At 53.8% G+C, this 26266-nt stretch carries 27 protein-coding genes, 1 pseudogene and 1 other annotated feature; of the genes and pseudogenes, 3 read left to right on the top strand and 25 right to left on the bottom strand.

Going from position 1 to position 26266, the window contains the following annotated elements; all coding sequences use genetic code 11:
- Window positions 1-115: 115 nt before the first annotated feature.
- From ACFSB2_RS02625 to yabG, 11 genes are all read right to left on the bottom strand, one after another.
- Window positions 116-1060: a ribose-phosphate diphosphokinase gene (locus ACFSB2_RS02625; protein ID WP_377941059.1), complete on the bottom strand. Its 945-nt coding sequence runs from the start codon at window positions 1058-1060 to the stop codon at window positions 116-118.
- Entirely contained in the window at window positions 1050-2462 is a 1413-nt protein-coding gene (glmU, locus tag ACFSB2_RS02620; protein ID WP_377941058.1) for a bifunctional UDP-N-acetylglucosamine diphosphorylase/glucosamine-1-phosphate N-acetyltransferase GlmU, read from the bottom strand. The genes ACFSB2_RS02625 and glmU overlap by 11 nt, the downstream gene beginning before the upstream one ends.
- A gap of 210 nt (window positions 2463-2672) precedes the next feature.
- Window positions 2673-2969: a septation regulator SpoVG gene (spoVG, locus tag ACFSB2_RS02615; protein WP_377941057.1), complete on the bottom strand. Its 297-nt coding sequence runs from the start codon at window positions 2967-2969 to the stop codon at window positions 2673-2675.
- A gap of 226 nt (window positions 2970-3195) precedes the next feature.
- The gene (locus tag ACFSB2_RS02610) at window positions 3196-3570 is read right to left on the bottom strand and encodes a Rid family detoxifying hydrolase (protein ID WP_377941056.1); all 375 of its coding nucleotides are present in this window, start codon (window positions 3568-3570) and stop codon (window positions 3196-3198) included.
- A gap of 43 nt (window positions 3571-3613) precedes the next feature.
- Complete coding sequence (gene purR / locus ACFSB2_RS02605) at window positions 3614-4423, bottom strand: pur operon repressor (protein WP_377941055.1); 810 nt, start codon at window positions 4421-4423, stop codon at window positions 3614-3616.
- Between the two features lie 3 nt (window positions 4424-4426).
- Window positions 4427-5308, bottom strand: a complete 882-nt coding sequence (gene ispE, locus ACFSB2_RS02600; protein WP_377941054.1) for a 4-(cytidine 5'-diphospho)-2-C-methyl-D-erythritol kinase — start codon at window positions 5306-5308, stop codon at window positions 4427-4429.
- A gap of 59 nt (window positions 5309-5367) precedes the next feature.
- Window positions 5368-8013: a cyanophycin synthetase gene (gene cphA / locus ACFSB2_RS02595; protein ID WP_377941053.1), complete on the bottom strand. Its 2646-nt coding sequence runs from the start codon at window positions 8011-8013 to the stop codon at window positions 5368-5370.
- Complete coding sequence (locus ACFSB2_RS02590) at window positions 8010-8852, bottom strand: cyanophycinase (RefSeq protein ID WP_377941051.1); 843 nt, start codon at window positions 8850-8852, stop codon at window positions 8010-8012. The genes cphA and ACFSB2_RS02590 overlap by 4 nt, the downstream gene beginning before the upstream one ends.
- A 150-nt stretch (window positions 8853-9002) precedes the next feature.
- A complete protein-coding gene (locus ACFSB2_RS02585; RefSeq protein WP_377941050.1) occupies window positions 9003-9182 on the bottom strand; it encodes a small, acid-soluble spore protein, alpha/beta type in 180 nt (59 codons plus the stop codon).
- 149 nt (window positions 9183-9331) lie between these two features.
- A complete protein-coding gene (veg, locus tag ACFSB2_RS02580; protein ID WP_377941049.1) occupies window positions 9332-9610 on the bottom strand; it encodes a biofilm formation stimulator Veg in 279 nt (92 codons plus the stop codon).
- A gap of 233 nt (window positions 9611-9843) precedes the next feature.
- A complete protein-coding gene (yabG, locus tag ACFSB2_RS02575) occupies window positions 9844-10704 on the bottom strand; it encodes a sporulation peptidase YabG (RefSeq protein ID WP_377941048.1) in 861 nt (286 codons plus the stop codon).
- Window positions 10705-10891: 187 nt separating this feature from the next.
- Here yabG and ACFSB2_RS02570 point away from each other — a divergent pair, with 187 nt between their 5' ends.
- On the top strand, window positions 10892-11698 hold the full coding sequence (locus ACFSB2_RS02570) for a glycosyltransferase family protein (protein WP_377941047.1): 807 nt from the start codon (window positions 10892-10894) through the stop codon (window positions 11696-11698).
- Here the strand turns inward: ACFSB2_RS02570 and ACFSB2_RS02565 are convergent.
- The 5 genes from ACFSB2_RS02565 to metG form a co-directional block, all read right to left on the bottom strand.
- Entirely contained in the window at window positions 11695-12180 is a 486-nt protein-coding gene (locus tag ACFSB2_RS02565; protein WP_377941046.1) for a ribonuclease H-like YkuK family protein, read from the bottom strand. The two genes, ACFSB2_RS02570 and ACFSB2_RS02565, sit on opposite strands and share 4 nt — an antisense overlap.
- A gap of 163 nt (window positions 12181-12343) precedes the next feature.
- Window positions 12344-13207 (bottom strand): 16S rRNA (adenine(1518)-N(6)/adenine(1519)-N(6))-dimethyltransferase RsmA, encoded by an 864-nt coding sequence (rsmA, locus tag ACFSB2_RS02560; RefSeq protein ID WP_377941045.1) that lies wholly within the window; start codon window positions 13205-13207, stop codon window positions 12344-12346.
- A gap of 6 nt (window positions 13208-13213) precedes the next feature.
- Window positions 13214-13786, bottom strand: a complete 573-nt coding sequence (gene rnmV, locus ACFSB2_RS02555) for a ribonuclease M5 (RefSeq protein ID WP_377941043.1) — start codon at window positions 13784-13786, stop codon at window positions 13214-13216.
- On the bottom strand, window positions 13779-14558 hold the full coding sequence (locus ACFSB2_RS02550; RefSeq protein ID WP_377941101.1) for a TatD family hydrolase: 780 nt from the start codon (window positions 14556-14558) through the stop codon (window positions 13779-13781). Before ACFSB2_RS02550 ends, rnmV begins: the two co-directional genes overlap by 8 nt.
- A complete protein-coding gene (gene metG, locus ACFSB2_RS02545; protein ID WP_377941040.1) occupies window positions 14558-16519 on the bottom strand; it encodes a methionine--tRNA ligase in 1962 nt (653 codons plus the stop codon). Before metG ends, ACFSB2_RS02550 begins: the two co-directional genes overlap by 1 nt.
- A gap of 192 nt (window positions 16520-16711) precedes the next feature.
- Window positions 16712-16982: a binding site (T-box leader), on the bottom strand.
- A 450-nt stretch (window positions 16983-17432) separates the two neighbouring features.
- Between metG and ACFSB2_RS02540 the strand changes: the two genes are divergently transcribed.
- Complete coding sequence (locus ACFSB2_RS02540) at window positions 17433-17672, top strand: AbrB/MazE/SpoVT family DNA-binding domain-containing protein (protein WP_021294663.1); 240 nt, start codon at window positions 17433-17435, stop codon at window positions 17670-17672.
- A gap of 123 nt (window positions 17673-17795) precedes the next feature.
- Here the strand turns inward: ACFSB2_RS02540 and rsmI are convergent, their stop codons facing one another.
- The 9 genes and pseudogenes from rsmI to ytaF form a co-directional block, all read right to left on the bottom strand.
- A complete protein-coding gene (gene rsmI / locus ACFSB2_RS02535; RefSeq protein ID WP_377941037.1) occupies window positions 17796-18662 on the bottom strand; it encodes a 16S rRNA (cytidine(1402)-2'-O)-methyltransferase in 867 nt (288 codons plus the stop codon).
- A 133-nt stretch (window positions 18663-18795) separates the two neighbouring features.
- A complete protein-coding gene (locus ACFSB2_RS02530; RefSeq protein WP_377941035.1) occupies window positions 18796-19104 on the bottom strand; it encodes an initiation-control protein YabA in 309 nt (102 codons plus the stop codon).
- Between the two features lie 40 nt (window positions 19105-19144).
- Window positions 19145-19783, bottom strand: a pseudogene (locus tag ACFSB2_RS02525) (PSP1 domain-containing protein); the annotation flags it as partial.
- Entirely contained in the window at window positions 19783-20709 is a 927-nt protein-coding gene (locus ACFSB2_RS02520) for a hypothetical protein (protein ID WP_377941033.1), read from the bottom strand. The pseudogene ACFSB2_RS02525 and the gene ACFSB2_RS02520, both read right to left, overlap by 1 nt.
- A gap of 65 nt (window positions 20710-20774) precedes the next feature.
- Window positions 20775-21104, bottom strand: coding sequence for a cyclic-di-AMP receptor (locus ACFSB2_RS02515; RefSeq protein WP_377941032.1), 330 nt, complete (start codon window positions 21102-21104; stop codon window positions 20775-20777).
- 23 nt (window positions 21105-21127) lie between these two features.
- Window positions 21128-21772 carry a dTMP kinase gene (tmk, locus tag ACFSB2_RS02510; protein ID WP_377941029.1) on the bottom strand — a complete coding sequence of 215 codons (645 nt, stop codon included), beginning with the start codon at window positions 21770-21772 and terminating at the stop codon, window positions 21128-21130.
- On the bottom strand, window positions 21738-23177 hold the full coding sequence (locus ACFSB2_RS02505; protein WP_377941026.1) for an aminotransferase class I/II-fold pyridoxal phosphate-dependent enzyme: 1440 nt from the start codon (window positions 23175-23177) through the stop codon (window positions 21738-21740). The genes tmk and ACFSB2_RS02505 overlap by 35 nt, the downstream gene beginning before the upstream one ends.
- Before the next feature lie 284 nt (window positions 23178-23461).
- The gene (locus tag ACFSB2_RS02500) at window positions 23462-23656 is read right to left on the bottom strand and encodes a sigma factor G inhibitor Gin (RefSeq protein ID WP_377941024.1); all 195 of its coding nucleotides are present in this window, start codon (window positions 23654-23656) and stop codon (window positions 23462-23464) included.
- A 150-nt stretch (window positions 23657-23806) separates the two neighbouring features.
- Window positions 23807-24418, bottom strand: coding sequence for a sporulation membrane protein YtaF (ytaF, locus tag ACFSB2_RS02495; protein WP_377941021.1), 612 nt, complete (start codon window positions 24416-24418; stop codon window positions 23807-23809).
- A gap of 131 nt (window positions 24419-24549) precedes the next feature.
- Between ytaF and ACFSB2_RS02490 the strand changes: the two genes are divergently transcribed.
- Window positions 24550-26241 (top strand): putative polysaccharide biosynthesis protein, encoded by a 1692-nt coding sequence (locus ACFSB2_RS02490; RefSeq protein WP_377941019.1) that lies wholly within the window; start codon window positions 24550-24552, stop codon window positions 26239-26241.
- Window positions 26242-26266 lie beyond the last annotated feature (25 nt).

Here is a 26266-nt window from a genome sequence, read left to right as displayed (position 1 = left end):
CTTTTCGCTCATTTTAACATCACTACTTTGAAATGAAATCGGTGGCTTTGCGTGCGCCATCCCCTTGACTCACATTTTCATGGTGACTACAGAGCGCATCACGCATAGCGCTACATCAATCAAACAGTTGGCTGATGGAACGTTGCGTGTGCACGCGGATAATTGCCTCCGCAATCAATTCTGCCACAGATAGAACGCGAATTTTGTCGATCCGTTTGGCTTGCGGCAAAGCAATTGTGTTGGTCACAACAACTTCCTTGATGTCCGACTGCGCCAGCCTGTCCACACCGTCGCCTGACAGGACAGGGTGAATGCAACAGGCGTACACATCCACGGCCCCCCGCGCCAACAGCTCTTTGGCGCCCAGCGTGATGGTGCCTGCGGTGTCAATCATATCGTCGATGAGAATGGCCGTTTTCCCCTGGATGTCCCCAATGATATTCATCACTTGGGCCACATTGACCGCCGGACGGCGTTTGTCGATGATGGCCAGCGGCGCGCCCAACCGTTCAGCGAATTGGCGCGCGCGTGTGACGCCACCCATGTCCGGTGAAACGACAACTGGGTTTTCAATGCCTTTCTCGATGAAATAATCCGCCAGAATCGGCATGCCAATAAGGTGATCGAGCGGAATGTCAAAAAAACCCTGAATCTGCGCTGCGTGCAAATCCATACAAATCACGCGAGTGGCCCCTGCTTTTTCGAGCAGGTTTGCGACCAACTTCGCCGTAATGGGATCTCGCGCACGCGCCTTCCTCTCCTGCCGCGCATAACCATAATACGGAATGACCACATTGATTGCCCGCGCAGACGCCCGTTTTAAGGCGTCCACCATGATTAAAAGCTCCATCAGGTGCTCGTTGACCGGGGCGCTTGTGGGCTGAATGATAAACACGTTGCTGCCACGCACACTCTCGCCAATCGTAATTTGGACTTCGCCGTCTTTAAAGCGACTGACTTGGCATTCTGTCAAAGCTACACCAACATAATCGGCAATTTCATTCGCAAGTGCGGGATTCGCATTCCCTGTTACAATTTTTAAATCTCCATCAATGGCCAAGATGATCCTCGCCTTCCCGTAATGATTGCCCTTTTTTGCGCAATTTCCATCGTTTCACGTAATTTGGCTTGGTAATTTGCTTTGGACGGGCAATGACAAAACCGTCATCCTCGACATCGTCTGTCACAGTCGATCCCGCGCATATATAAACGCCTTCGCCAATATTGACGGGCGCGATGAGGTTTACATTGGATCCGACAAAACTGTTGTCGCCTACCGTCGTGCGATGTTTTTGTTCGCCGTCATAGTTGACGGTGATGACGCCGCAGCCGACATTGACGCCAGCGCCGATGGAAGCGTCCCCGACGTACGCCAAGTGACTGACTTTCGTATCGTCGCCCAAATGGCTGTTTTTGATTTCGACAAAATCGCCGACCTTGACGCGCTTGCCCACTTTTGTGCCAGGACGCAAATAGGCGAATGGCCCGACTTGAGCCGCTTCGCCGACTTCGCTGTCTTCAGCAACTGCATACTGCACAGTGGCGCCTTGACCAACCGTTGTATTGTTCAAACGCGTATTTGGACCAATCTGCGCGAACGATTCAATTTGCGTGTTTCCTTGCAGGATGGTCCCCGGGAGCAAAGTGACATCTGCCGCCAGTGTAACCGTCGATTCGATGTATGTGCTATCGGGATCGACAATGGTGACCCCGTTTTTCATCCACGTCTGCGCAATCCGCGCGCGACAAAGCTTTTCCACTTGCGCCAACTGCGCCCGATCATTGACACTTGCAATCTCGTCCGCATCAAGGATGGCGTGTTGTACGACCTTGTGTCCCTGACTGCGCAAAATGGCCAACGTGTCTGTCAAGTAATACTCACCCTGGGCGTTGTCAGGCGTCAATTGCGCGACCGACGCGCGTAAAGCATCCGCTGCGTAGGTGTAAATCCCTGTATTGATGAGCCGGTGTTGCCGTTCGCTGTCGCTGGCATCCTTCTCCTCCACCACGCGGGATACGGTGCCTGCTTCATCGAGAAACACGCGGCCAAGTCCTGTCGGATCAGCCACATTGGCCGTCAGGACGGCCACCGCCGCACTTTGTGCTGCGCGCGTTGCAAAAAGCTGCGAAAGCGTATCCGCCTCTATGAGCGGCGCGTCAGCATACAGCACCACCACGGACTCGGTATCATCACGGAGCTGCGGCAGCGCGGCCCGAACCGCGTCGCCAGTGCCTAACTGCTGCGCTTGTACGGCGATGTCCGCGCGGCCCGCTATCGCCTCCGTCACTGTCTCTCGCTGTTGTCCGACGACAACAATCACTTGGTCAAGCTCCATACTGTCCAGTGTATCGAGAATGTGTAAAATCATTGGCTTGCCGCAGACGTTATGCAACGCCTTGTGTGTCGCTGACTTCATGCGCGAACCGTGACCCGCAGCCAAGACAATGGCACTCCTACCCATACAATCTCCTCCGTGACTGTTCACCAATCATCATGTAAACAAAACATAACCATCCTTCAGTGTACCTGATGGACATGGACGATTTCAATTTTACATTTTTACATTCCGCCGCGTGACGCGTCACGCATGGCGGTCTATCTTGAAATAACGCAAAAAACCCCGACTCTGCACAGAATCTGCATAAGCCAGGGTAAACAAAATCACTGGTTTTTAAGCACTCGGCTCTTCTACGGTCTCCTCATCTTCGGCAAAATCTTCGACGCGAAGGTATACTTGGAGAACCGCATCCTGTATTTTTTGTCTTGTCATCGAAGAAATTGGATGCGCAATGTCGCGAAATTCGCCATCTGGCGTCTTTTTGCTTGGCATCGCTACAAACATTCCGTTGTTGCCGTCAATGACGCGAATGTCATGAACGACAAATTCACCGTCAATCGTAATAGACGCAATCGCTTTCATACGTCCTTCAGAAGTCACCCTGCGCAACCTAACATCTGTGATTTGCACCCTGTGTCACCACCCTATTAGTTACCCATTTGGGCGATTCTCCTGTGAAAGAGTTCCACACTGTACGTGATTCTCCTTCTCACTTATTCATAATTTTTTCAAAATTCGCTTTCCCATGTCGGTTGCTGCCGAAAAACGCGGCTAAAGGACTTGCGAAAAACCTGCATCTCCCTGAAATGACGGATCACCCCAGCCGCGCTTCAGCAATCAAATAGAGAAAGAAGCGTTATCCCCGATATACAATCAGCTCAATCTCTACCCGCACACCACGCGGCAAGGCGGCAACCTGCACGGTTGATCTCGCCGGTTTGTGCTCCCCGAAAAAGGACTCGCAGGCGGCATTGACAATACCGAATTCCTGAAGATCAGTCATAAAGATGGTCGCTTTGACCACTTGGTTGCGCGCGGCGTTCGCCGCAGTCAAAATGGCATCCAAATTGGCAAACACCTGGGCGACTTGTTCCTCAATGCCGCCAGCCACCACTTCGCCTGCCAATGTGAGCGGAATTTGACCAGACGTGTACAGGAACGGACCCACTTCAACCGCTTGTGAATATGGGCCAATTGCCGCAGGCGCCTTTGTTGTATGAATCATCTGCATGAACATAACACCCTCTCATTGATCTTCGCCTTTTTGCAACGCTTTATGAATTGTCAGCAAATGACGCGGGTTGCACATCTGCCCCCTGCGCACTGACTTCATGGACACGCAACAACGAGAAGTAGTTGTCGACCATTTTTTCAGCCGGTTGTGACGTCGCCATGAAGACAGCTGTGCCAACCACTTCCGCTGCAAATTCCTTGAGCAAATCGACCACGGCGCGCGCCGTCGCGCCTGCGCGCATAAAATCATCGACAATGAGCGCCCGCGCATCGGCGGGCATCGCCCGTTTGCCAAGCGACATAGTCTGAATCCTGCGATTTGAACCAGAAACGTAATGTGTACTGATGGCCGCGCCTTCGGTCACGCGTTGATCGCGGCGAACAATGGCGATGGGCACGTCCAGATGACGCGCTGTGGCGGTTGCGAGCGTAATCCCTTTGGTCTCGACCGTCACGACGACATTGACCCGCTTTGACCAAAACTGGGTACTGAACATGCGACCGACCGCATCGAGCACGTATGGATTGCCAAGCACGTCAGACATGTAGACAAACCCACCAGGAAGCACGCGCTCCGGACCGGATAGACGCTTTGCCAAATCTGCCAGAAACCCTTCCCGCTCCGCCGTGGGCACATCCGCATGGTAGCGGACGCCCCCTTGTACGCCGACCAGCGTTTCCACCGTGCCTTTGCCAGCCTCCAACAAAGTTCGCCGGATACTCGCGACATCTTCGCTGAGCGTCGACTTTGCGACGCCCCAAGCTTCAGCGAGATGGGCAAGTGACACAGGGTGCCCCGGCCGTTCCAGCAAAATTTGCGTGAGCCGAATCAGTCTATCTGTGCGTTGCACCCCTTACACCTCCCCATCACCACTGTTTGAGATGTTTGACACAAAGTGCGACAGGTGAACATCTCGCATCACCCCGCGCAACGCGTTGTACATTCGATTCGCTTGTTGAACCGTCGGCGCCAGGCAAAAGAGTGTCGGGCCGCTGCCCGACATGTGCACCGGATGCCGAGTGACGCTCTCCACTTTGTCAGCGAGCTGTTTGACGCCCGGATAGGCAGCAAAAGTCACGTGTTGCATGACATTGTGCACCAGATACGGCACCGCGTCGACATCCTGTTCCATCAACGCTTGTACCATGCGCTCACTTTGAACTGCCGTGACAAAATCAGTTGGCTGCAACGCCTGGTAAATGTCTGCAGTCGACACGAACACACGCGGATAAATCAAGAGCACGTACAGATGACATGGGTGCGCAATTCGCTCAAGCACTTCACCCCGCCCGCGGGCAATGGCTGTGCCGCCATAGATGCAAAAAGGGACATCCGAGCCAATTTCAGCCCCCATGTCAGCCAGTTCATCTGATGTCAATCCCGTGTCAAACAACCGATTTAATCCGCGCAGAACTGCGGCTGCGTCGCTTGAACCACCTGCAAGGCCAGCGGCCACCGGTATATTTTTCTCCAAGTTGATTTGGACGCCTGCGCGAATCCCAGTGTATTTGCGGAACAACATCGCCGCCTGCACAGCCAGGTTGCGCTCGTCCGACGGGATATGACCCGCATTCAAATCCAGGACGATCTCGCTGTCGGATCGACAATCAAGCCACACCAAATCGGACAAGTCGATACTCTGCATGACCATGTCCACTTCGTGATAGCCATCAGGCCGACGACGCAGCACATCCAACGTCAAATTGATTTTCGCGTACGCGCGTTCTAAAAGCAAAACTCCCACCTCGACATGGATAGCATGCCGAGGTGGGAGCACAAAGTCAAGCGCTCGCCTCACAACATCGCGTAGGTCCGGTTTACATCCGCGGCCAGAATGTCATTCACACGCTCGCCGCCCTTCGCCAACAGCAACCGCTCCAACGGTTCTGCAGACTCGTAGAACACCACGGCGATATCCGCGCTCTTCAACATTTGCACAGCAGTCTCCAACGCCGCCACCTCCGGCAAAACCACGCGAACTGGTTTGCCCGGCGCCACCTTGTCGAGCGTTTGCGCCAAAATTTGGGCGATTTCGCCCTCCCGGCGCCCGCGCTTGTGTTCATCTTCCTTGACGATGAACGCGTCAAAAATCGGCCCAAGCGTTTCGGCTGCCAGTTCCACAACATGATTCGCCCTATCGCCCGGCACGCCGACAACGCCAAACAAGTGCTGATGCGGCAGTTGTTTTAACCATTCGCCAATCCGCTTGAACCCAGCTGGATTGTGCGCATAGTCCAAAACAACATAGCTTTGATTCGGCATCCTGTAAATCATACAGCGCCCGCGATTGGCCTCTGGCTGAAATTGTTGCAACGCCAGCGAGACGACGCGGCGCGACACGCCAGATACCCGCAACGCCGCGGTCGCCAGCACAGCGTTTTCGATATGAAAGCCAATCGTGCCGCGCATGGTCAGGGGAATATCGGAGATGGCGACCACGCCGCGCTTCAAGGACCCGTTGGCCTCCATCACTTGCCCATTTTCGACGTAAAACGCCGTGCCCCCCATCGCCACATGGCGCTGTACATCGCGGTTGTCCGCGCGCGACGAAGTCAGCACGACATTCGCTTCCAGACGCCCCGCCAACTTGATGAGTTGGGGATCATCCGCGTTCAAAACCACCGTACCTTCCTCATGGACGCACTCAGCGACCAGCGACTTCACATGAACGAGATCGTCAATGTTGTCAATCATGTCTTGTCCGACGTGATCGAGCGTGATGTTGGTCATCACGGCGACATCCGCCTTGTCATAAGCCAATCCGCCCCTGACGATCCCGCCGCGCGCCGTCTCCAATACCGCCACTTCCACCTGCGGATCAGACAGAACCAAGCGCGCGCTGCGCGGACCTGTCGTGTCGCCAGGCTGTATCAATTCATCGTTGATATAGACGCCGCCTGTGGTCGTCATGCCGACGGTCTTCCCCTCCCGCCGCAGCCCGTGGGCAATCAGCCGCGTGGTGGTCGTCTTGCCGTTTGTCCCCGTGACGGCAATGATGGGAATCCGGCCATTTTGCCGATTGGGAAACAGCGACGCTACAATGTCGTCGGCGACATCGCGGGCCATCCCGTGCGACGGATGCTGGTGCATGCGAATGCCCGGCGCGGCGTTCACTTCAATCACCGCGCAATTGTCCGCCGAAGCGGGTTCGCGGATGTTTTGCACAACCATGTCAATGCCGCATACGTCAAGGCCAATCAACCGCGCGCTGCGCTCGGCCAACCGCTTGTATGAGACATCAATTTGCCGCGTGATATCATGCGCCTCGCCGCCTGTGGACAAATTGGCGCTGTCGCGCAGCAAGACGCGCTCACCGGGCGCTGGGATACTCGCAAGCGTCTTGCCAGCATTCGCAAGCGTCGCCTCTACAACCACATCGACATGAATTTGTGTCAGCGGCTTTTCGTGCCCCACGCCCCGGCGTGGATCTGCGTTGAGCGCCTCAATCAGCTGACCGATTGTTTTTTTGCCGTCACCGACGACACTGGCAGGTTCACGGCGCGATACAGCCACACAGCGCCCATCTACCACCAATAAGCGCACATTTTGGCCGACAAGATACGATTCGACGATGACAACAGGGCCGTATTGACAGGCGATGTCAAACGCCTGATGCACTTGTGCCACCTGATTGATGTTCAAACTGACACCTTGACCTTGCCGCCCATTTAGCGGCTTGAGTACAACCGGACCGCCAAGGCTTTGCCAAATCTCTATCGCTTCTGCCGCCGACCGAGCCAACTCGCCGACTGGAACCGGAATGCCCCCTTCGCGCAAAACGACTTTCGTCTCCTCTTTGTCGGACGCAATATCGACGGCCACACACGAGGTTTGATCCGTGATGGTCGCCGCGACGCGCTGACGGTAGATGCCGTACCCCAATTCGAGCAAGTCGCCTGTGCCAATGCGGCGCACTGGTATATTGCGCCGCTGACACGCCGCCACAATGGCCGCTGTACTCGGCCCTAGTTGCGTTTTCGCGAGAATGGCTCTGGCCTCTTCGTACAGTGGCTCCAAAGACGGACGCACACCGCGCGCTAAACACTTCACCACTTCGACTGCGCCGTACAACAACCTTTTTTGACATTCGTAGGATTTGCACTCCATGACAATGTCGTAAATCCCTGGTCCATCCGCGTACAACGTCTTGCCATAGTGCACGTCCAACCCCAGGCAAGAGGCCAATTCAATCGCGACATGTTCGACGATATGGCCAAAATATGTGCCGCCATGCAGGCGCTCGACAAAGCCGCCAGGTTCCCCTTTGGCACAGTGATGTTCACGCAAACCGGGCAATCGTTCGAGCAAGCCGTCCACCAGACCTGGATAGTGGAAACTCTCCCGCTCAGTGAACTCCTCCAAATGTATGCGTGCAACCATGATTGGTTTGTACAAATATATGTTTGGGCCCTCAATGTGGCGTGTCGATATGATTCTCATGGGGACAGCTCCTTGCTATGCTCGTGACTCCACGCTTTCCAATCTGCAATCGGCTCTCTGTTCCGCAAATGAAAGCCGCAGCCCTCTGGCAGCATGTGTAACTTCACATCACAGAGTGCCAACGATTCATCGGCGCCTACCCTGTCTAGATTCGAATAGGACACCATCCCCGCATCGACCACACTCACAGCTCCTTCCCCAATCACTTCAAACGTGTCATTCTGCACGATGACCGCCGTGTTTTCATCAATTCCCAGCCCCAAATGATGCGGATATTGGGCGACAGCTGACAGAAGGCGACCAAGTCGGCCGCGCTGGGCGAAATGTTGATCTACCACAACGCCATCCAAAAATTCCATCCCCGGCGCCATGTTGACAATGCTGACCCGCGGATTCGTCTCTGCTTCGCCTTCAACAATCATGGTGCTCGACATCATGGATGCGCCTGCGCTCGTCCCGCCCAGCGTCACCCCTCGCATCGACGCTTTGTGCAATGCGGCGTCCACCCGCGTGCCGCCAAGCAACTTGGTGATGCGCAGCTGATCTCCGCCTGTAAAGTAAATGCAGGTGGCATTTTCGATCATTTTCACTGCGCTCTCTCGATTTGCCGCATCTCTTGTCGAAACATCAAATGTACGCACATCCGCCACATCAAGGTGCTCAAATACCTCGATGTATTCAGTTCCAACCTCAATCGGAAGCTCCGTCGCCACGGTAATCACCAGGACGCGCGCGTCCTTGCCGCCGCCTAAGTGAATAAAGCGACGCAAGATGCGGCATTCACCTGTTTTGTCTTCAGCCCCGCCAATAATGACCAGTGGGCCCACATGCCCTGCCAAACGGCTCCCTCCTCGGTTTTTCGGCAAATCCATGCAAAAAATGAAAATACGTAATTAGGTTTTCCACCACTTTCAGGAACTATGCGAGATGCCTGCGGCAAGACGCAAAAAAACCGAGGGAAAACCCCCTCGGTTCACGTCGTCATTGCTTCATTGAGTCGACTCTGTCATAGCTTTCTCCGCGATTTCGATGGCACGTTTCACCATGTTCCCTGCATCTCTCGCCCGAATGCCACCCCAGCCCTCTTGCGCCACGGTGTCATAGAACCCAAGATCCTTTGCAAGTTCCACCTTCAACGCCTCTGACATCGTTCCACGCCTTCTCGCCATGCCAATTCCCCCCCATTCACAATGACGACAAGGTTACCATGCTGCAAAACACACCGCACTATACTCGAAAAGGAATGGATGCGCTTTCATACGCGCTAAAATAAAAGAGGCGTCACCGCCTCTTTAATCAACCAATGAGAATGATGGTGTTATTGCTCTGCCACTGCAAATTTCGAGGTGTCTCCACCTTCATCGCAAAGCATGAGCTCTACTGTTTCGGTTAGGACATCCGCGTAACTGTATGATACGCGTTCAAACGACCCATCGGGCGGATCCAATTTCACGACAAACACCGATGGATATGTCTCTTCCAAGACACCGAAGCGCTCAACTGTCTTTCGTCTTCCTCCGTTTGCTCGGAGTAATACGCGTTCGCCGATGAGTCCTTCCAGACCCTTTTTAATTTCGTGGAGCGCATTTTTCGCCAACACACACCACCTCTTTCCGACATTAGTATAACACGGCAAAGAGGAGTGTGTCAACAATAAGTGAATAATTATATCAGCGTATCTTTTTCATTGTCAATGGGTATTTTAAGACGTTGCATTACCCTGAAATTAAAGTGGATACTTTGCGCGCGCCATCCGCGATGCTTGATTGGCTGATGCGATTCTGCTGGTGCGGGACGCATCACGCATGGCGGCCTCCCCTGAAAATAAATTCAATACGTGGATTTGGGCAAGCCTAGTCGGTATTTACCGCGAGACTCCAGGCCGCCTATTCCATCTGTTCCCGTGTATGTGGACTTGACCACATCGTACAGATTCACTGTTTCATGAATGGGCGTATATGCAATTTTTTCAGCGATAAACACCGGATCGAGCGCATGGATCATGATGCGTTGCGGCGAGCTCGCAAAATTGGCCCCCGCATCGAGAATGCCTTCGAAGTGAGATTGACATGCCCCGGCGATGATGACGAGATCATCCATGTTGCGCACATGCTTGCGGGCATTCGTCACTGCGCGAATGAAGTTTTGGGAATTGCGGTAATTGCGAATGTCCGACCAATCTTTCCCTTTGCGAATGACACCATCATGTCCCGTAATAATCAAGATGTCCGGCTCATACTGTTCCAAAAAGCCGTTGACCAATGTGGGCATTTGCGTTTCCGGCACGTGCTGTCCGATTGCCCGTATACCGAGTTCACGATACGTAGCCATGCATTTCTGCAAGTAGGACCCATCGCCGTCTAGATGCAGAACCCGGCCGGGCCGTTCAAAAAAATCCGGGTTGGCTTGGAAGCGACTTTCGCGACGAAGTGCGCGCTTTTCATGCTCGTGGGCGCGACGTGATTGAATCAGCCGCAGGCACTCTCCTTCCACTTGGCTGCGAGCTGCTTCGAACTGGCGAAGCTCATCTTCGCTCACACGTTCGAGGTCGTCATACGGCGCGTCCGCCATGAGCCTGACGTCGAACCCCTTCAATATGGCTGTATGGGTTTCCTCGTCTATTTCGACAATGACGAAACAGACGTCTTTGCCGTATGACTTGCGCGTCACCATATCGCCTGCTTTCCACATGCAACCACCCCTCCCCTGTCCTGAAAATAATGCGGCACCTTGGTGCTGCGCCATCCGCGATGCCCATTGACTGGTATTTTCATGATTCTGCCGGTGCGGGACGCATCACGCATGGCGATCCATAAACATTTGCATTTACCATATGTCACATGGCCCACAAGTTGTGACAACTGCCGGGGGTTTTTACATGACAGAAGCCATTTACGCGATTGTCGGCGCGCGCAATGAGGAAAAGACCATCGCCAACGTCCTGCATCAATTGGAGCGACTTCACGTGTCTGGCGCGACGTTGGTCTTAAACGGTTGTACAGATGGCACACAGGCAATCTGCAGCCGCCTGCAGCGCCAGCTGTCGTACCCATTGGCACTCGTGGTCTCGGACGAGGCGCTGGGCCACGATGTGGCGAGGGCAGTTGGCACATACCACGCCCTGCGCAAGTATCGGCGTGAGATGGCGTTTGTGTATGTGGACGCGGATTGGGGCGGATCATTCGCGCCGATGCTGGAGGCGTTTGTCCATGATGGACTGACAACCCGAGCAGACGTGACAAGCGTGAGCTTCGCTTGCCTCGAACAAGGCAAATTTTTCGAAACCATGTCTAGGCCGTGGAAAAAAGCACTGGCTTGCCAACAGACCATTCCCCTTGCGGCCGCACCGTTTATGCTGCCGATGCTCGTTCAGGCGCGGCTATTTGCGCGATTATCACCGTTGGCGCTGTCGCACCCCGGCCACTGGATCGCACAATGCGCAACATTACCTTGCCGTTGGCGGATATATGATCACTGGGATCTGTCTCTCGTCGGCCATCTGGCGAAATCGGAGCGGCACAACCACCACATTGCCGCGCGAATTGCCGCAGATGGCGAGATTGCGTATCGCCTCTTAAACGGGCTTCCACTGTTGGCGCAACGACCCATTTCCGCGTTGCCCCCGCGCAATTTCGCTTGGCTGCGGCAATACGCCGCCACGATTTCATGGCCTGAAACAGATTAATGCTTTGTATATCGATCCGCCACTTTTGACGCGCCAAATGCATCTGGCTTGATTCTGGCTTCGTAGCCGTTGCCCTCAATCCATGAGACGATTTCGCGAATCCACTGCTTTGTAACGCCATTTTCGCCGATATCTAAATGAATTTCGATATGCCAATCTTCGTTGAAAGGTTGAAGCCGTTCGGTGAGGAGCGCACCTGTTTGGATGGAGAGTGAAGCTTCTGTAAACATGCGTTGGCGCAAAGAGTGCATGTGGGCATGTTCTTCCTTGTGCACATAGTACCGCGCGCCATGGCCCACGTCGTGCAAAATCACCGCCGTGACAAACGTCGCTTCTGTCTGGTTGGCTCTAGGCTGCGAATCGGTGCCGATGACGAGACGGTGATAAGCGTGCATATCCTCATCAGTTCGCCGCCTGGTCCGCAAATCCTCTGCAACTTGTTCGAGAGACATGAGCCCAAGTGTTGGACTGCGAAACATCATGCAATATCCCTCCTAGGGTTCCTAGCGTTAGTATATGACTTCACACATCGGAAAAGGGAAAGGGTTATGAACTTTCGCAACTTCAACAACCACACGTGATGCACAGGTGAAATCCTGCACGAGCATGCAATTGCATGCGCATCACGAATGGTGAAACACGACATCACCGCGGATATTGGCGCGCCAAATTGGCAAATTCGCCAATCCCCAACGTCTCAGCGCGCGCTTCGGGCCGGATGCCAGCGGATGTGATCCAATCGCGGCAATCCGCCTTCGCAATCGGAAAGCTGTTTGCAAGCGCATTGAGCAACGTCTTGCGACGCGTGGAAAACGCGGCCCTCACCACGCGGAAAAACAATGATTCATCTTCTACCGTGACATCGGCAGGCGCTGTGCAATCAAGTAGAACGACAGCCGAATCGACACCTGGCTGAGGTAAGAACGCGCTCGGCGGCACGGTGAACAACCGCTTCGCCTTCGCCCGATATTGAATCCCAACCGACAACACGCCGTATTCTTTGCCGCCAGGACTCGCCACCATCCGGTCAGCGACTTCCTTTTGGACCATCACCACCGCGCGCGCCAGGGGCAGTCCAGCCTCTAGCACCTGAAATAAAATCGGTGTTGTTACATAGTATGGCAAATTTGCGGCAAAGACCAAACTTGCGCCTGGGGACAGATACGGTTTGACCAGTTCCAACAAATCGATTTCCAAACAATCCGCAAAGTGGAGATGGACGTTCCCGTACGGCGCAAGCACATCATCGAGCACCGGCTTGAGACTGGTATCCTTCTCCACGGCCAGCACCTGGGCGGCCTGCTTGGCAAAATGCGCGGTCAACGCCCCCGCGCCCGGCCCCACTTCCAGCACCACCGTGTCTTTGTCCACAGCAGCAGCAGCCACAATCTGCGTTAAAATGCGATCGTCGATCAAAAAATTCTGACCAAACTGTTTTTTCGTGTGAAATGCGTGTTTTTGCAGTAAAGATTTCACGGTTTGGACATGTGTGCGCGGCTCATCTGACATCATTTCTCACCCTCGTTTGTCCAACATCTCCAATGCAGCTTCAAACTGTTCGCGCGTGACGCCAAGCACGTTCAATTTGTGCAAAAACGATTTGGCGTTGCCATAGCCAATGCCCAAGAGATCACCGAGCTCCGTCCGCCTGGCGACCGCCTCCTCACAGGCGACGAGCCGCGCCTTCAGCATGTCCGCCTGCGCAAACGCCGCTTGGCGCACCTCGCCTGACGTCGCAGGGCGCGCACGCTGTAGGGCAGCCTGGATATGCGCTACGCTCGCGTGCTCCACGCCAAGACCGTGGCTGGACACCGCCTGGCGCCGCGGCAGATGCGCATGTTTACACCCCGGAACAGCCTGGTCGATCCGCCGACGAATACGTTCACCAGCGCCATCCGGATCTGTAAAGACGATGACCCCCCGGTGGGCCGCGCCGCGGCGAATCGCGTCCATGACCCGCTGGCCAATCCGATCCCCGCCGATGACCAGCACATCCGCATTGACAGCCGCCTCTACCCGCTGGCGGTCATGGATGCCTTCCACGACAATCAACTCATCAATTTGCAATCGCGGACTCGATTCAGTCATCTCGACCCACCTTCGGAAACAAGCGGAGCGCGTTTTCTGTCGTCTGAACGGCCAAATCTGCCAAGCTGATCCCCCGCACCTCGGCGATGGTCTCGGCGACCAAGCGCACGCGGGCCGGTTCATTGCGCTTGCCCCGCAAAGGATGTGGCGACAAGTAGGGGCTGTCCGTCTCCACGCACAGTCTGTCTGCGCGCACCGCCGCTGCCACCTCGCGCACATTATCTGCCTTCTTGAAGGTCACTGGCCCGCCAAACGAGATGTAAAAACCCATCTCCATGCAGGTTTCCGCCACCGCGATGGTCTCGGAAAAACAGTGCATCACTCCGCCACACACTTGTGCGTCGGCTTCACGCAACAGCGCCAGCAAATCCTCGGTCGATTCCCGATTGTGAACGATGATGGGCAGCGAAACGCGTTTGGCAATCTCAATCTGACGGCGCATCACATCCTGCTGCTCCGGGCGCGGGGCCGCATCCCAGTAGTAGTCGAGGCCGATCTCGCCGATGGCCACCACCTTCTGGTGCGCTGCCAACCGCTCAATCTCATCGAAATCTGCCGCAGGCACGTCCTTCGCCGCCTCCGGATGAATGCCGACAGCCGCATAGACCCCAGCGTGCGCGTCGGCAATGGCAATCGCGCGACGCGCTGTCGCCACGTCGACCGCAGGGATGACCATCCGCGCCACCCCTGCATCTCTCGCGCGCGCAATGGTTTCATCCAAGTCCGACGCGAACTGTTCATCCATCAGATGGCAGTGTGTATCAAACAACATCACTTCACAATCGCCCCGTTTGGCATGGAATCAGGCACCGTCGCCAACGTCAGCGTATCGCCTTCTGAAGCGGCAAGAATCATACCCTGTGACAAAACGCCGCGCAATTTCACCGGCTTCAGATTCGCCACCACAATCACTTTGCGTCCAACCAATTCGTCCGGCTGATAATATTTCGCGATGCCAGAGACAATCTGCCGTGTCTCACTGCCGAGATCGATCTGGAACTGCAGCAGTTTGTCCGCACCTTCCACCTTGGCGGCCGTCTTGATCTGCCCGACACGCAGTTCCACCTCGTCGAATTTGTCAATCGTGATTTGCGCTTTGCCCGCATCCTTCGAAGTGTTCTCTTGTTTTGGCGTTTCTTTTTGTGCAACTTCCGGTTTTGGTCCAGTCATTTCTGTCAATTCTTCAATCTCCTTTTCAACATCCAACCGCGGAAACAAAGGCGCCGCTTCTTGAACGCGCGTCCCAGACGCCCCTTTGCCAAACGCGAGCGCATTCCAACTGAACGCTTCGTCAGACCAGCCAAACTGCGCCTGAATCGCTTTGGGCGCGCTGGTCATAAAGGGCTGAACCATTACAGTCGTCATGCGAATGGCCTCGACCATATGATACAGCACCGTCTCCAGACGCTCCTGCTGACCTTCTTTGTGCAAACGCCAAGGCTGACATTCATCGATGTATTTATTGGCGCGGCGAACCAAATTCCAAATTTCCGTCAAAGCCAACGAGAACTGCATCCGGTCCATATGGCCTTCCGTCGCAGTCACCACTTCGCTGGCCAGGGCAATTAGTTGCGCTTCTGGCACTTCGCTGGCATGCGGCTTTGGCACAACGCCGTCGGAGAATCTGTGCAGCATGGCGACCGTCCGATGAATCAAGTTGCCAAAGTCGTTGGCGAGATCATAATTGAGCCGTTCGACAAGGGACTCTGGTGTGAAGATGCCATCCTGGCCGAACGGGATTTCCCGCATCAGAAAATAGCGAAACGCGTCATGGCCGTATCGGTCGATCAACCGCAGCGGATCGACCACATTGCCTTTTGACTTGCTCATTTTCCCACCTTTGGCCATGAAGAATCCATGCCCAAACACTTTTTTCGGCAAAGGCAAGTCGAGCGCCATCAGGATGATGGGCCAATAGACCGCGTGAAAGCGCACGATGTCCTTGCCGACGACATGGACATCCGCTGGCCAGTAGCGCTCGAATTTCGCTTTCTGCGCTTCATCTGCTGCGCCATAGCCAATGGCTGTAATATAGTTTGTCAACGCGTCCAACCAGACGTAGACCACGTGTTTGGGATCCCGTTTGACATGCACGCCCCAATCGAACGACGTGCGCGAGACGCACAAATCTTGCAGGCCGGGTTTGATGAAGTTGTTGATCATCTCGGTCTTGCGGCCCAGCGGTTCAATAAACTCTGGATTTTCATCATAGTATTGCAACAGCCTGTCCACGTATTTGCCCATGCGGAAGAAGTAGGATTCCTCACGCACAAACTGCACCTCGCGCCCACACTCCGGACATTTGCCGTCTTTGAGTTCCCGCTCCAGCCAAAATGACTCATCAGGCGTGCAATACCAACCTTCATAATGCGATAGATAGATATCATCTTTGTCGAGCAAACGCTCGAACAGTTCCACGACCACACTTTTGTGCCGTTCTTCCGTCGTCCGGATGAAATCGTCGTAGGAGATGTCCAACTTGGCCCAGAGCGCTTGAATCCACTCGATGATGGGATCCAAAAACGGCTTGGGCGCAAGCCCAGCATCGGCCGCCCGAGTTTGAATTTTCTGGCCATGCTCATCTGTGCCGGTGAGGAAGAACACATCGTAGCCGCGGAGCCGTTTATAGCGAGCCATGGCATCGGCCGCAACGGTTGTGTACGCATGGCCAATATGTAACTTGTCGTTCGGGTAATAAATTGGCGTGGTAATGTAAAATGTCGGTTTCGTCATCGATTGCCCTCCATTGTTCAACATGTGTTCAACATGTGTTCAACATGTGTTCAACATGTGTTCAACATGTGTTCAACATGTGTTCAACATGGTTTCCTATGGGACATGTGAAAAAGACTTCTCATCATTCAATAAAGATGGATTTTCACATGCCCCTAAAGGTGAAGCCAAAAACAAAAAACCCCGGCCCGGCATTGGGGCGAGGTTTGCTCGCGGTACCACCCAACTTCACACGCACATAGACGTGTCTCGTTGCAGATGTATGGCAGTGGCTAAACAAATGAAGCACATCTACCTTACACGCTTGTTTGATAACGGAAACGACCGTACACGCCTCATCCCCGCACTGGAAACTCGACGCATATTCTCCGGAACCATACTCCCTGACGGCACAATTACTGGCTTCCACCAACCCAGCTCGCTATGAACGGCCAATCAGGTACCATTCCTTCATAGAACTTCTCACAATCACAGCATCTATCCCTCTGCGACCGTAAGAACAACATGATTCATTTGTGTTTGCTTTTAACATACATGACCCTCATCCGTCACGTCAACGCATATGGCGATCCCGATACAAAACCGCCTCACAAGTAGGATAGCCCGCCATGGCCCATCTCAATCAAGCGGCCTCAAGCTTTTGGGAAAATATGCACTGATGCACACATTTATCGACCGACAATGACAGAGAATGTGGTCATAAAAATTGATGTTTGTATCAAAATTTGAAATATGTGTCGAAATTGAAAACTAGGAACTGTAAGGACTTGCAAAAAAGCGAGTATGATTTATAGTATAGGTAATTGAAGTATCTGCATGCTGTGATATTCAATTCCCTACGCCACCATGCTGTTTTACTTCACCATACAGACATACAAACACCATACAAATCCTAAACCGGGGGATGGTACATTTGAAATCTACAGGCATTGTACGCAAAGTTGATGAACTAGGTCGTGTCGTCATTCCTATCGAATTGCGCCGCACGCTGGGTATCGGTGAAAAAGATGCGCTGGAAATTTACGTAGACGGAGATCGCATCATTTTGAAGAAGTACGAGCCCGCTTGTATTTTCTGTGGCCAAGCTGATGAGATCATTCATTTCAAAGGCAAGAACATTTGTCCGTCCTGTATCGCTGAAATGAGCTCCTAAACACATTGAAGGTGACAAAAGCTGACGACTTGGTCGTCAGCTTTTTTGATGCCTTCAGCCAGTTCCACTTCTTTGTCCTCTGAAGTGTATTGCGCCTGCGCAAAGCGCTGTACAATGTCCCGCTCAAGATAGTGTCGCATTGTACAAATCGCGCCGATTGACGGACAGTTGTAGCGCCACCGCCTGAACCGCTGTCTTATGCCGCTCTCCTTGGGCCATTTTTTCGAGTACCAGATCTACAGCCTGTTGCCAGACCGCTTCTGGGTCAACTTCTTCACTTGCGCGTATCCCTCGATTGTCCAACAGAATCACATATTCACCGCGGACCGCTTCGTCCTTCACATATTGCGCCAACTCCGGGAGGGTCCCATGAATGAACGTTTCGTGTTTCTTCGTCAACTCCTTGGCCAAGACGGCGCGCTTCTCGCCAAACAACTGGCTGATTCTCTCCAAAGTGGCCACAAGGCGATGCGGCGCCTCATACATAATCAGCGTCGCTGGAATGGGCAGATACGTCTGCAGAGCCGTCTCCATCGCCCCTAAACTGCGCGGCAAAAAGCCCAGATAGACGAATGGCTGCAAAGGGAAGCCACTGCCAACCAGTGCCGCTAAGAGCGCACTTGGGCCAGGAATCGGGATGACCGGAATCCCTCGTTCAATCGCGGTATCGACCGCCACTTCACCAGGATCAGACAGCAGGGGTGTCCCTGCATCCGACACCAGCGCGATGGATTGCCCTTGCGCCCAAGCCTCGGCCATCCACGCTTGGCGAAGTTGTTCATTGTGCTGGTGGTAGCTCGCCACTTTCGGTGGATGAATGTCGAAATGGGTCAATAACTTGCGCGTGTGACGTGTATCCTCACACAGAACGATGTCCACCGCTTTGAGTGTCGTCACCAACCGTTCGCTGACATCGCTCAAATTTCCTATGGGCGTGCTGCAGATATATAATTTCGGTCCTGTGTCCGCAAAACTTTTGATGATGTTCACCATATGACTCGCCCCTTCAAAACAATCGATGCCCACACTGCGCCACCCGTGATGGTTTTATGCCACTGCTGGACAAAATCCATGTGACAATATACAAAAAAACCCGTTCCGAAGAACGGGACATCCTTTTCATTCATGTTTTTTGAATAAACGAAAGACAGAAAAGACATTCGCCTTCCGTACGCAAGCTCCCATACTTGACATTACAAATGTGAAAACCCTCTCGATAGATGCGCAACAGATTTTCTTGTGCGGACCTTGGTTCCAGCGGTGTCTTGCCTTCAAGCGACTCTTCTTTGAAACGCTCATTCTCACGCTGCAAACGCAAGTTTTCCTCAATCAAATCCTGGATTTTCTGTTTCAATGTCCCCAGTTCGACATACAGTTCACCAATACGCTCTTCCAGATTGGCAACCTGTACAAACAATGATTGTTTGTCCATACTCGGATACCGACCTCATTCACGCCAACGCGTCTTGGTCTTGGTAAGCATCATTCTCAAATTTCAGGCAACACATCAAACGGCCGCAAAGACCGGAAATCTTCGATGGATTGAGTGACAAACTCTGATCCTTCGCCATCCGAATAGACACGGGATCAAACTCGCCCATCCACGTCGAACAACAAAGCAGACGTCCACACGGGCCGATGCCCCCCAGTATCTTGGCCTCATCCCGCACGCCGATTTGGCGAAGCTCGATGCGGACGCGAAACACACTGGCTAAATCTTTCACAAGCTCGCGGAAATCCACGCGTCCCTCAGCTGTGAAATAGAAAATCAACTTATTGCGGTCAAATGTGTACTCCGCGTCAACCAGTTTCATCTCCAGACTGTGCTTCTCCACTTTCTCGCGGAACACTTGCATCGCTTGCCTGGCGCGCCCACGGTTTTCTTCAACCACCGCGGCGTCTTCTGCATCAGCGACACGCATGACCTGCTTCAACGGCAAAACAACCGAGTCCTCCGACACTTCGCGCTTATCTACCACAACTTGACCGTATTCTACACCTCGCGCTGTTTCAACGATAACGTGCGCATCTTTTTGTATCAGCAATTCACCTGGGTCAAAATAATAAATTTTCCCGGCAGGTTTGAAACGAACGCCGACAATTTCATACATCAACTCAAATCCTCCCGTAATCGGATGCACATCTGCTCGAAGTTCAGCAGTGCCGCAACATGCGACTGCAACCGCTGGCGGCTATCCAAGACAATCTCGATAGCGCGCGTCCACTGGCGCACATCAAGTATGGGAGAAATGTGCGAAACCTGCGATTCCCAAGTACGAAAGCGAATATGTGATTGCCCGATACGGGTGTACAAAATGTCACGTAACCATTCAACAAGCAAGGTCAAACTATCTTCTGCGGATATTTCACCACAAAAGGCTTGCCATTTTGTAGCCAGAATGAGTGCTGGTTGACGTTCAACCAACCACATCTCCGTCCATCTTACCATTTTATCGATGAAACCATCAAACGAACTATTTTCCGGTGGGTTCAACGCCTCATGGACAAAGGGAACAACTTGGTAGTCCGCCTGCGGCCAAGCGCCCTTTTCATGAATCGTGTGCGTAAAACAGCGCGACCTGATGGTGGATAACACAGTATGCCGCTGTACGGCAGTCAACAACGCATATACGTGCGGTTCAGGCTCCTCCAGCGTTTTGAGCATCCGGTTCGCGGCGACACTGGTCATACTGTCGGCGCCAAAGAGCGCATACACCTTTTTGCCTTGATGACCGCGCACAGTCAACCAACTTTGCAATTGTTCCACGTCATTCGTCCGGACTTTTGTGCCGCTGGTGGCAAAAAAGTCCGGATGTGCATCCGCTAAAAACTTGATACAAGAACTACATGCGCCACATGGACGCACATCGCCTTCACACAAAATCGCCTGCGCCAACCAACGGACGGCTTTTTCTGTCACATCTGCTGTACCGATGAACAGCGATGCGTGCGCAAGATGTCCGTGGACAAGTGCGTCCAAGACCGATTCCGGCATATCGAACTCCGTCGGCGACATCAGCGCATGCTGTACATCCACAGAACACCCTCCCCAAAATCAGCACTCACGGCAATTCACGCGATTGACAAACGCAACAAGTGTGATCAAAACTGAGCGAACTGTTCTACATCCAACACGAAAATGGTCGCACCGCCAACCTGAACGTTGACGGGATGCGGAATGTACGACTCCATGCTCGCGCCCATCGGCGACATTGGGGTAACCACCTGCTCTCGCGCTTTGCAAGACTGTTGAATGATCTGCATGACCTCATCTACCATTTCATCATCTGTCCCAATCATGAACGTGGTGTTCCCCGCGTGCAAAAAACCACCCGTTGAGGCCAGCTTTGTCGCACGAATGTCCGCTTTCACGAGATTTTGCGCAAGCTTGTTGCTGTCCTTGTCCTGAACAACTGCGATCACTAACTTCACAGTGCCACCTCCAAATATCGCTTTTATTCTTGAGTTATGTATTTCCATACGATTTCGTGAATTTCCTGCTCCAACACATCAGGCTCAAGCCCCGCGTCCACAATGCGAAAACGCTGGGGATCACGCGCCGCCAAAGCCATGAACGCCTCCTGCACACGCAGAAAATACGCGTCATCTCTCAGTTCGATCCGATCCAACGCCGCCTGGCCGCGCGAGGCGGCAAGGCGAGTGCGGGCGGTGGCAATCGGCAAGTGGAACAAGATGGTCAAATCCGGAGAACATCCGGACAGCGCAAACTGATTGACAGCTGCAACGGCCTGTGCGCCAAGTTGCAAACCGCCCCCTTGATACGCGATCGAAGCGTCGACAAAGCGATCACAAAGCACGATGTGACCCGCTGCAAGCGCCGGTTGTATCACCTCTTCAACATGTTGCGCCCGTGACGCGGCGTACAGAAGCGCCTCCGTGCGCGCAGTCATCATGTGATTTTCCGAGTCGAGCAACATCGCCCGAATCTTGTCCCCTAAAAAAGTCCCGCCTGGCTCTCTCGTCTGCACGACGCGCGCCCCCGCAGTGTCCAATCGGCGAGCAAGCCGCGTCAACTGCGTGGTTTTACCTGCTCCATCAATGCCCTCAAATGTGATGAAACAACCTTGTTTCGTCTTCATCCACAACCTCCACACCCTCTTGTTCACTCAAACCAAGTACCGTATGCCCGCTCTGTGTCCAGTGTTCGAGGCTTTTTACATGCGACTGCGTAATTTTTTGTCCAGCATAGACCAAAGGCACCCCAGGTGGATACGGAACCAATGCAGTAGCCGCAATCAGGCCCACCGCATCGCAAAGTGGCAGTCGCTTGCGCGGCGCGGCGGCGATCACGCGGGGCGCTATGCGCACCGCCGACACCAGCGGTTCGTTCTCATACAGTTCCGCCAGTCGCTCGCCATCCTCACCAAGCCCAGACACCTCTTTTTCCCATGCGGCCAACACCTTGAAAAAACGGGTCCATTCGTGTTGTGGTTGCGCAAAGCCAAATATCGCTAAGGCGCCCGTGACATCCGCGTACTCCAGGAACACCCCCGCCGCCGCAAGTTGCTGTTCCAGCGCACGGCTTCGCGCTTGTGAGCCTGTCGGAATCCACAGACGCATCGGATCGACCGTGCCATCTAATTCGAGGCGCAAAAACAGCGCAAGCTGTTCCATTGATTGTTCAGCGGCCTGAGCGCCCGAATGTCGCAGCCAAGCCTGCGCTCCGTCTAGTGCGGCCAGCAACAAATAGGAAGGGCTTGTGGTCTGGAGAAAGAGCAGATGACGCTCCAATACCGCCAAAGGGATACGCAAACTTTTTAAATGAATCCACGCAGCCTGCGTCAAACAGGGAAGTGTCTTGTGTGGGCTCTGAATCACCAAATCCGCCCCAGCCGCAACACTGTGCAGCGGCCAATGTGGATGCAAGCCAAAATGGCTGCCATGCGCTTCATCGACAATCAGCGGCACACCGTGCGCATGCGCAACCTCCGCCAACGCCGCAACTGGCGCGACACGCCCCTGGTAAGTCGGCGAAGTGACATAGACAGCGGCGATATCCGTATGCTGCTGCAGCACTGCCTCTAGTGAAGCGACGCTCGGCGCTGCAAAGGTGCAGAGATCTTTTCGCCACGCGCTGCGGACAAAAATGGGTTCGGCATCTGCGAGCACCAAGCCGCGCCAGGCGCTGATATGATTGGGCCCCAGCAAGATCACGCGCCGTTTGCCGCCCACCGCCACGCACGCCGCGATGGCCGCCATCACACAGGCTGTGGCGCCATTGACACTGTACAGACAGGCGTCAGCGCCATAATGCGCTGCAGCGAGGCGTTCAGACGCCGCAATACAGCCTGTCGCATGATGAAGATTATCTAAACCGTCCAGTTCCGTGGCATCCAACTTGCCTGCTTGTCCCAGCCACGTCCCCAGCACTTCCGGCATCATCCGCCCCTGATGATGACCAGGCACGTGCAAAGACACCTTCTCTTTTGCAGCATGCGTCATCAATGCCTCGATGATGGGCGTCTCAACCGCGGGTGAATTCACCGCCGCACGCCCCCTCATAAATCGGCTTTATCACTCACAATGATAGCCATCACACAGGTATGAAGCAACGCTTTAGTCGTAGGGGTTGGAGGTGTGGTGCATCAGGCATTTTCGAGACCGAAGGTCGCAAAATGGTTCTGCCAGTTCCCCTTCGGACTCTCTACCCTTGAAAATAAAGTCGATACCTATACATACGCCATCCGCGATGCCTCGCTTGACTGACATTTTCATGATTCTGCTGGTGCGGGACGCATCACGCATGGAGTGTGGGCGCCGCGCTCAAATCACATCGACAGCGCCGACAGCCATATCCGCTTCATTTCTTTCACATAATGTTGGTAGTATGCATCATTTACGTCTGAATGAACAATATCCCGCTCACAGTCCAAGCAAATAAACTGTCCACAGATCCGAATTCCCTGCGCTCTTTCAGCGTGACAAATAATACACGCTGACAGTGCCTGTGGTTTTGATTCCACCACGCTCACCTACCCTGGTCACGTTTGTTCTTGTTCTAGTTTGTCTGTATTTGCTCTTCTTCATACCTACTTCCAAATCGGGCGTCATTCGCCGATTGCTATGAACCGGAGTTCACACATCTGTTGACACAAATGCGCCCGCGCTGGAATCTACCAAATTTGATGCACTGCAATGACCACCAAAATCAAGCCTGCGATCACAGTGGCGTGATCCCCTAACGCCCGCGCCGCATAACGACGGCCGAACAAAGCCGCGATGCCCAATAACAGGTACGAAAACAGCGCCACCAAAAACGATGTCAGAAAAATATTCAATTGTGTCACACCTGCGTCAAAGCCGCCCGCAAATGCGTTCATGGCAAGTGCCGTCCCGAGCACAACGGCCTCTAACATCCCAATTGATTTTGAAGCGTCGAAGTCGGCGACCGACGGATCGTTCAGAATTCGGCCAATGACACCTGTCGGTTGATGTTCCCGCTTTTGCTTTCGTTTCTCGCGCAGAGGTTCAGCCATGACCCAAAGCGCAACGAGAAAAATCACAACCGCCCCGAGCGCTGTGGCGATGTCCGGATGGATGTAATACCGCATCAAGCGGCCGACCCAGCCGGAGATGAGCGTCGCGACACCAGAGATGAGCGCCACCATCATATTTGGAAGCCAAGCGATGCGTATCTTGCGAACGCCGTAAGCAATGCCCACGCCGGCGTTGTCGAGATTGGCGGCAACAGCAAGGCCAACCATCGTCAATATGTGGGATATCATGACTGTCACCCCCGAATCATCACAACACCTTATGAGCAACACTCGTCTTTGTTTCACAAATGCCTAAAGCGTGCATCCACGAAAAGAAGCGATGCTGTGCTATAATGCTTGTGCGAAATGGAGGTGGAGAGGTGAGTCGAACGACTTCGTCGAACCTCGCCCGCGGAGCCTCACTGTATGTGATTTGCGTCGCTGTTGCAAAGGTTCTCGGATTAGTCTGGATCATCCCTGTCTCTGCGCTCATCGGCCGAGACGGTTTAGGCATTTATTCAAACGCTTACGCCATCTACACCATCCTTCAACAATTGGCGACAAGCGGTTTCCCACTTGCCATGGGCAAGCTGATTAGCGAACGCTTGGCCACTGGCCAGCGGAGCGTGGTTGAACATATCTACCGCGTCTCCATGCGCTCGTTGCTTTTCTTTAGCGTGATCGCGTTTTTATTGATGTGGTTTGGCGCGCCCATATTTGCGCATCTGGTTTCGCTGAAAAGTTCACACCAAGCCATGGTTCAGCAAGTGCCCACGATGCGGGCGGTTTCCCTGATGTTGCTGGTGATTCCCGCGATGAGCGGTCTGCGCGGTTACTTGCAAGGACACCAACAGCTTGCGCCGTCCGCTTATTCACAGACGGTAGAACAACTGTTTCGCGTCATTGCGATGGTCGTAGGTGCTTACATCATCGTCAAGCAGTTTGGCGGCGGACATGCAGGCGGTGCGGCGGCGGCCACATTTGGCGGTTTTGTCGGTGGGGTGGCTGGCTTGTTGCTGCTGATTATCGCTGTGCGCCCGTTGCGGCGCGCGGAACGCAGCTTTGGCATCGATGAAAGCCCGTTTCGAAGTGGACAGATTTTTCGGATGGTCTATCGCTTGGCCATTCCAGTCAGTCTTGGCGGTCTTGTCGTGCCGATTGCCAATCTGGTAGACAGTTGGACCGTCACCAATCTTCTGCAAGCAGGCGGCCAGACATATGACGCGGCCACGGCGAATTATGGCATTCTCACGCGGCAGGCGATGTACCTCGTCCAACTGCCCATGGCATTTGCCTATGCGATTGGCGTCAACATCCTGCCCGCTGTTGCGGCGGCCAAAGCGAAGAAGAACCAACAAGCGATTCAGGAGAATATCGTCTTTACACTGCGCAGCATGTTTCTTATCAGTTTCCCAACAGCGGTGTTGCTGCTGGTGTTAAGTCAGGCCATCAACGAATCCATATTCGGTTCAACCACAGGTTCAGCCATCATTTCCACAGTGTCGTTCATGAGTATTTTTTCAAGTTTAGAGTTGATTTCCACATACATTTTGCAAGGACTCGGCAAAATGTACCGACCTGTGCGCAATATGTTCATCGGCGTGGCCATCAAGCTCATCTTCAACTTTGTGCTTATCTTGACGTTCCATTCGGTCATTGGCGCCGCGCTGGCAACCACCATCGGTTACCTCTGCTCGTCTGCCCTCAACATCATGGCCGTACGCAAATACAGTCAGACCTATTTTTCCGTTCGGCGCATCGCCAAACCGTTTATCGGCGCATCTGTGCTGACGGCCATCGTCCTCTTCCTTGTCAACTGGCTGTTACATGTCGGATTGATGCACCTGTTCACACACGGCGAACGGATCGGGTACATCATCCAGTTCATTGTTGCAAGTCTGATAGGCGGTGTATTTTATCTCTACTTCATCTTGAGATCTGGCACCTTGCGCAGCGATGAATTGCAGAACATCCCTGGCATCGGCCGCTACCTGGGACGCCTTTCCAGAAAGATTGAGCGCCGACCGCCCCCGCCGCGACAGCGATACGATAGACGCCCAAACAGACGATGACGTAAATCCTTGGGGGTTACTGCCC

Origin of the sequence: Alicyclobacillus fodiniaquatilis (assembly GCF_042678105.1) — a bacterium.
GTDB classification, from domain to species: Bacteria; Bacillota; Bacilli; order Alicyclobacillales; family Alicyclobacillaceae; genus Alicyclobacillus; species Alicyclobacillus fodiniaquatilis.
This window is presented reverse-complemented; position numbering and strand designations above follow the sequence as displayed.

Excerpts from the sequence above, each read along its gene's own strand:
- glmU (WP_377941058.1), bottom strand. The coding sequence starts at position 2,462 with ATGGGTAGGAGTGCCATTGTCTTGGCTGCGGGTCACGGTTCGCGCATG.
- ACFSB2_RS02610 (WP_377941056.1), bottom strand. The coding sequence starts at position 3,570 with ATGCAGATGATTCATACAACAAAGGCGCCTGCGGCAATTGGCCCATAT.
- cphA (WP_377941053.1), bottom strand. The coding sequence starts at position 8,013 with ATGAGAATCATATCGACACGCCACATTGAGGGCCCAAACATATATTTG.
- ACFSB2_RS02585 (WP_377941050.1), bottom strand. The coding sequence starts at position 9,182 with ATGGCGAGAAGGCGTGGAACGATGTCAGAGGCGTTGAAGGTGGAACTT.
- yabG (WP_377941048.1), bottom strand. The coding sequence starts at position 10,704 with ATGTGGAAAGCAGGCGATATGGTGACGCGCAAGTCATACGGCAAAGAC.
- ACFSB2_RS02570 (WP_377941047.1), top strand. The coding sequence starts at position 10,892 with ATGACAGAAGCCATTTACGCGATTGTCGGCGCGCGCAATGAGGAAAAG.
- ACFSB2_RS02565 (WP_377941046.1), bottom strand. The coding sequence starts at position 12,180 with ATGATGTTTCGCAGTCCAACACTTGGGCTCATGTCTCTCGAACAAGTT.
- rsmA (WP_377941045.1), bottom strand. The coding sequence starts at position 13,207 with ATGTCAGATGAGCCGCGCACACATGTCCAAACCGTGAAATCTTTACTG.
- rnmV (WP_377941043.1), bottom strand. The coding sequence starts at position 13,786 with ATGACTGAATCGAGTCCGCGATTGCAAATTGATGAGTTGATTGTCGTG.
- ACFSB2_RS02550 (WP_377941101.1), bottom strand. The coding sequence starts at position 14,558 with ATGTTGTTTGATACACACTGCCATCTGATGGATGAACAGTTCGCGTCG.
- metG (WP_377941040.1), bottom strand. The coding sequence starts at position 16,519 with ATGACGAAACCGACATTTTACATTACCACGCCAATTTATTACCCGAAC.
- ACFSB2_RS02530 (WP_377941035.1), bottom strand. The coding sequence starts at position 19,104 with ATGGACAAACAATCATTGTTTGTACAGGTTGCCAATCTGGAAGAGCGT.
- tmk (WP_377941029.1), bottom strand. The coding sequence starts at position 21,772 with ATGAAGACGAAACAAGGTTGTTTCATCACATTTGAGGGCATTGATGGA.
- ytaF (WP_377941021.1), bottom strand. The coding sequence starts at position 24,418 with ATGATATCCCACATATTGACGATGGTTGGCCTTGCTGTTGCCGCCAAT.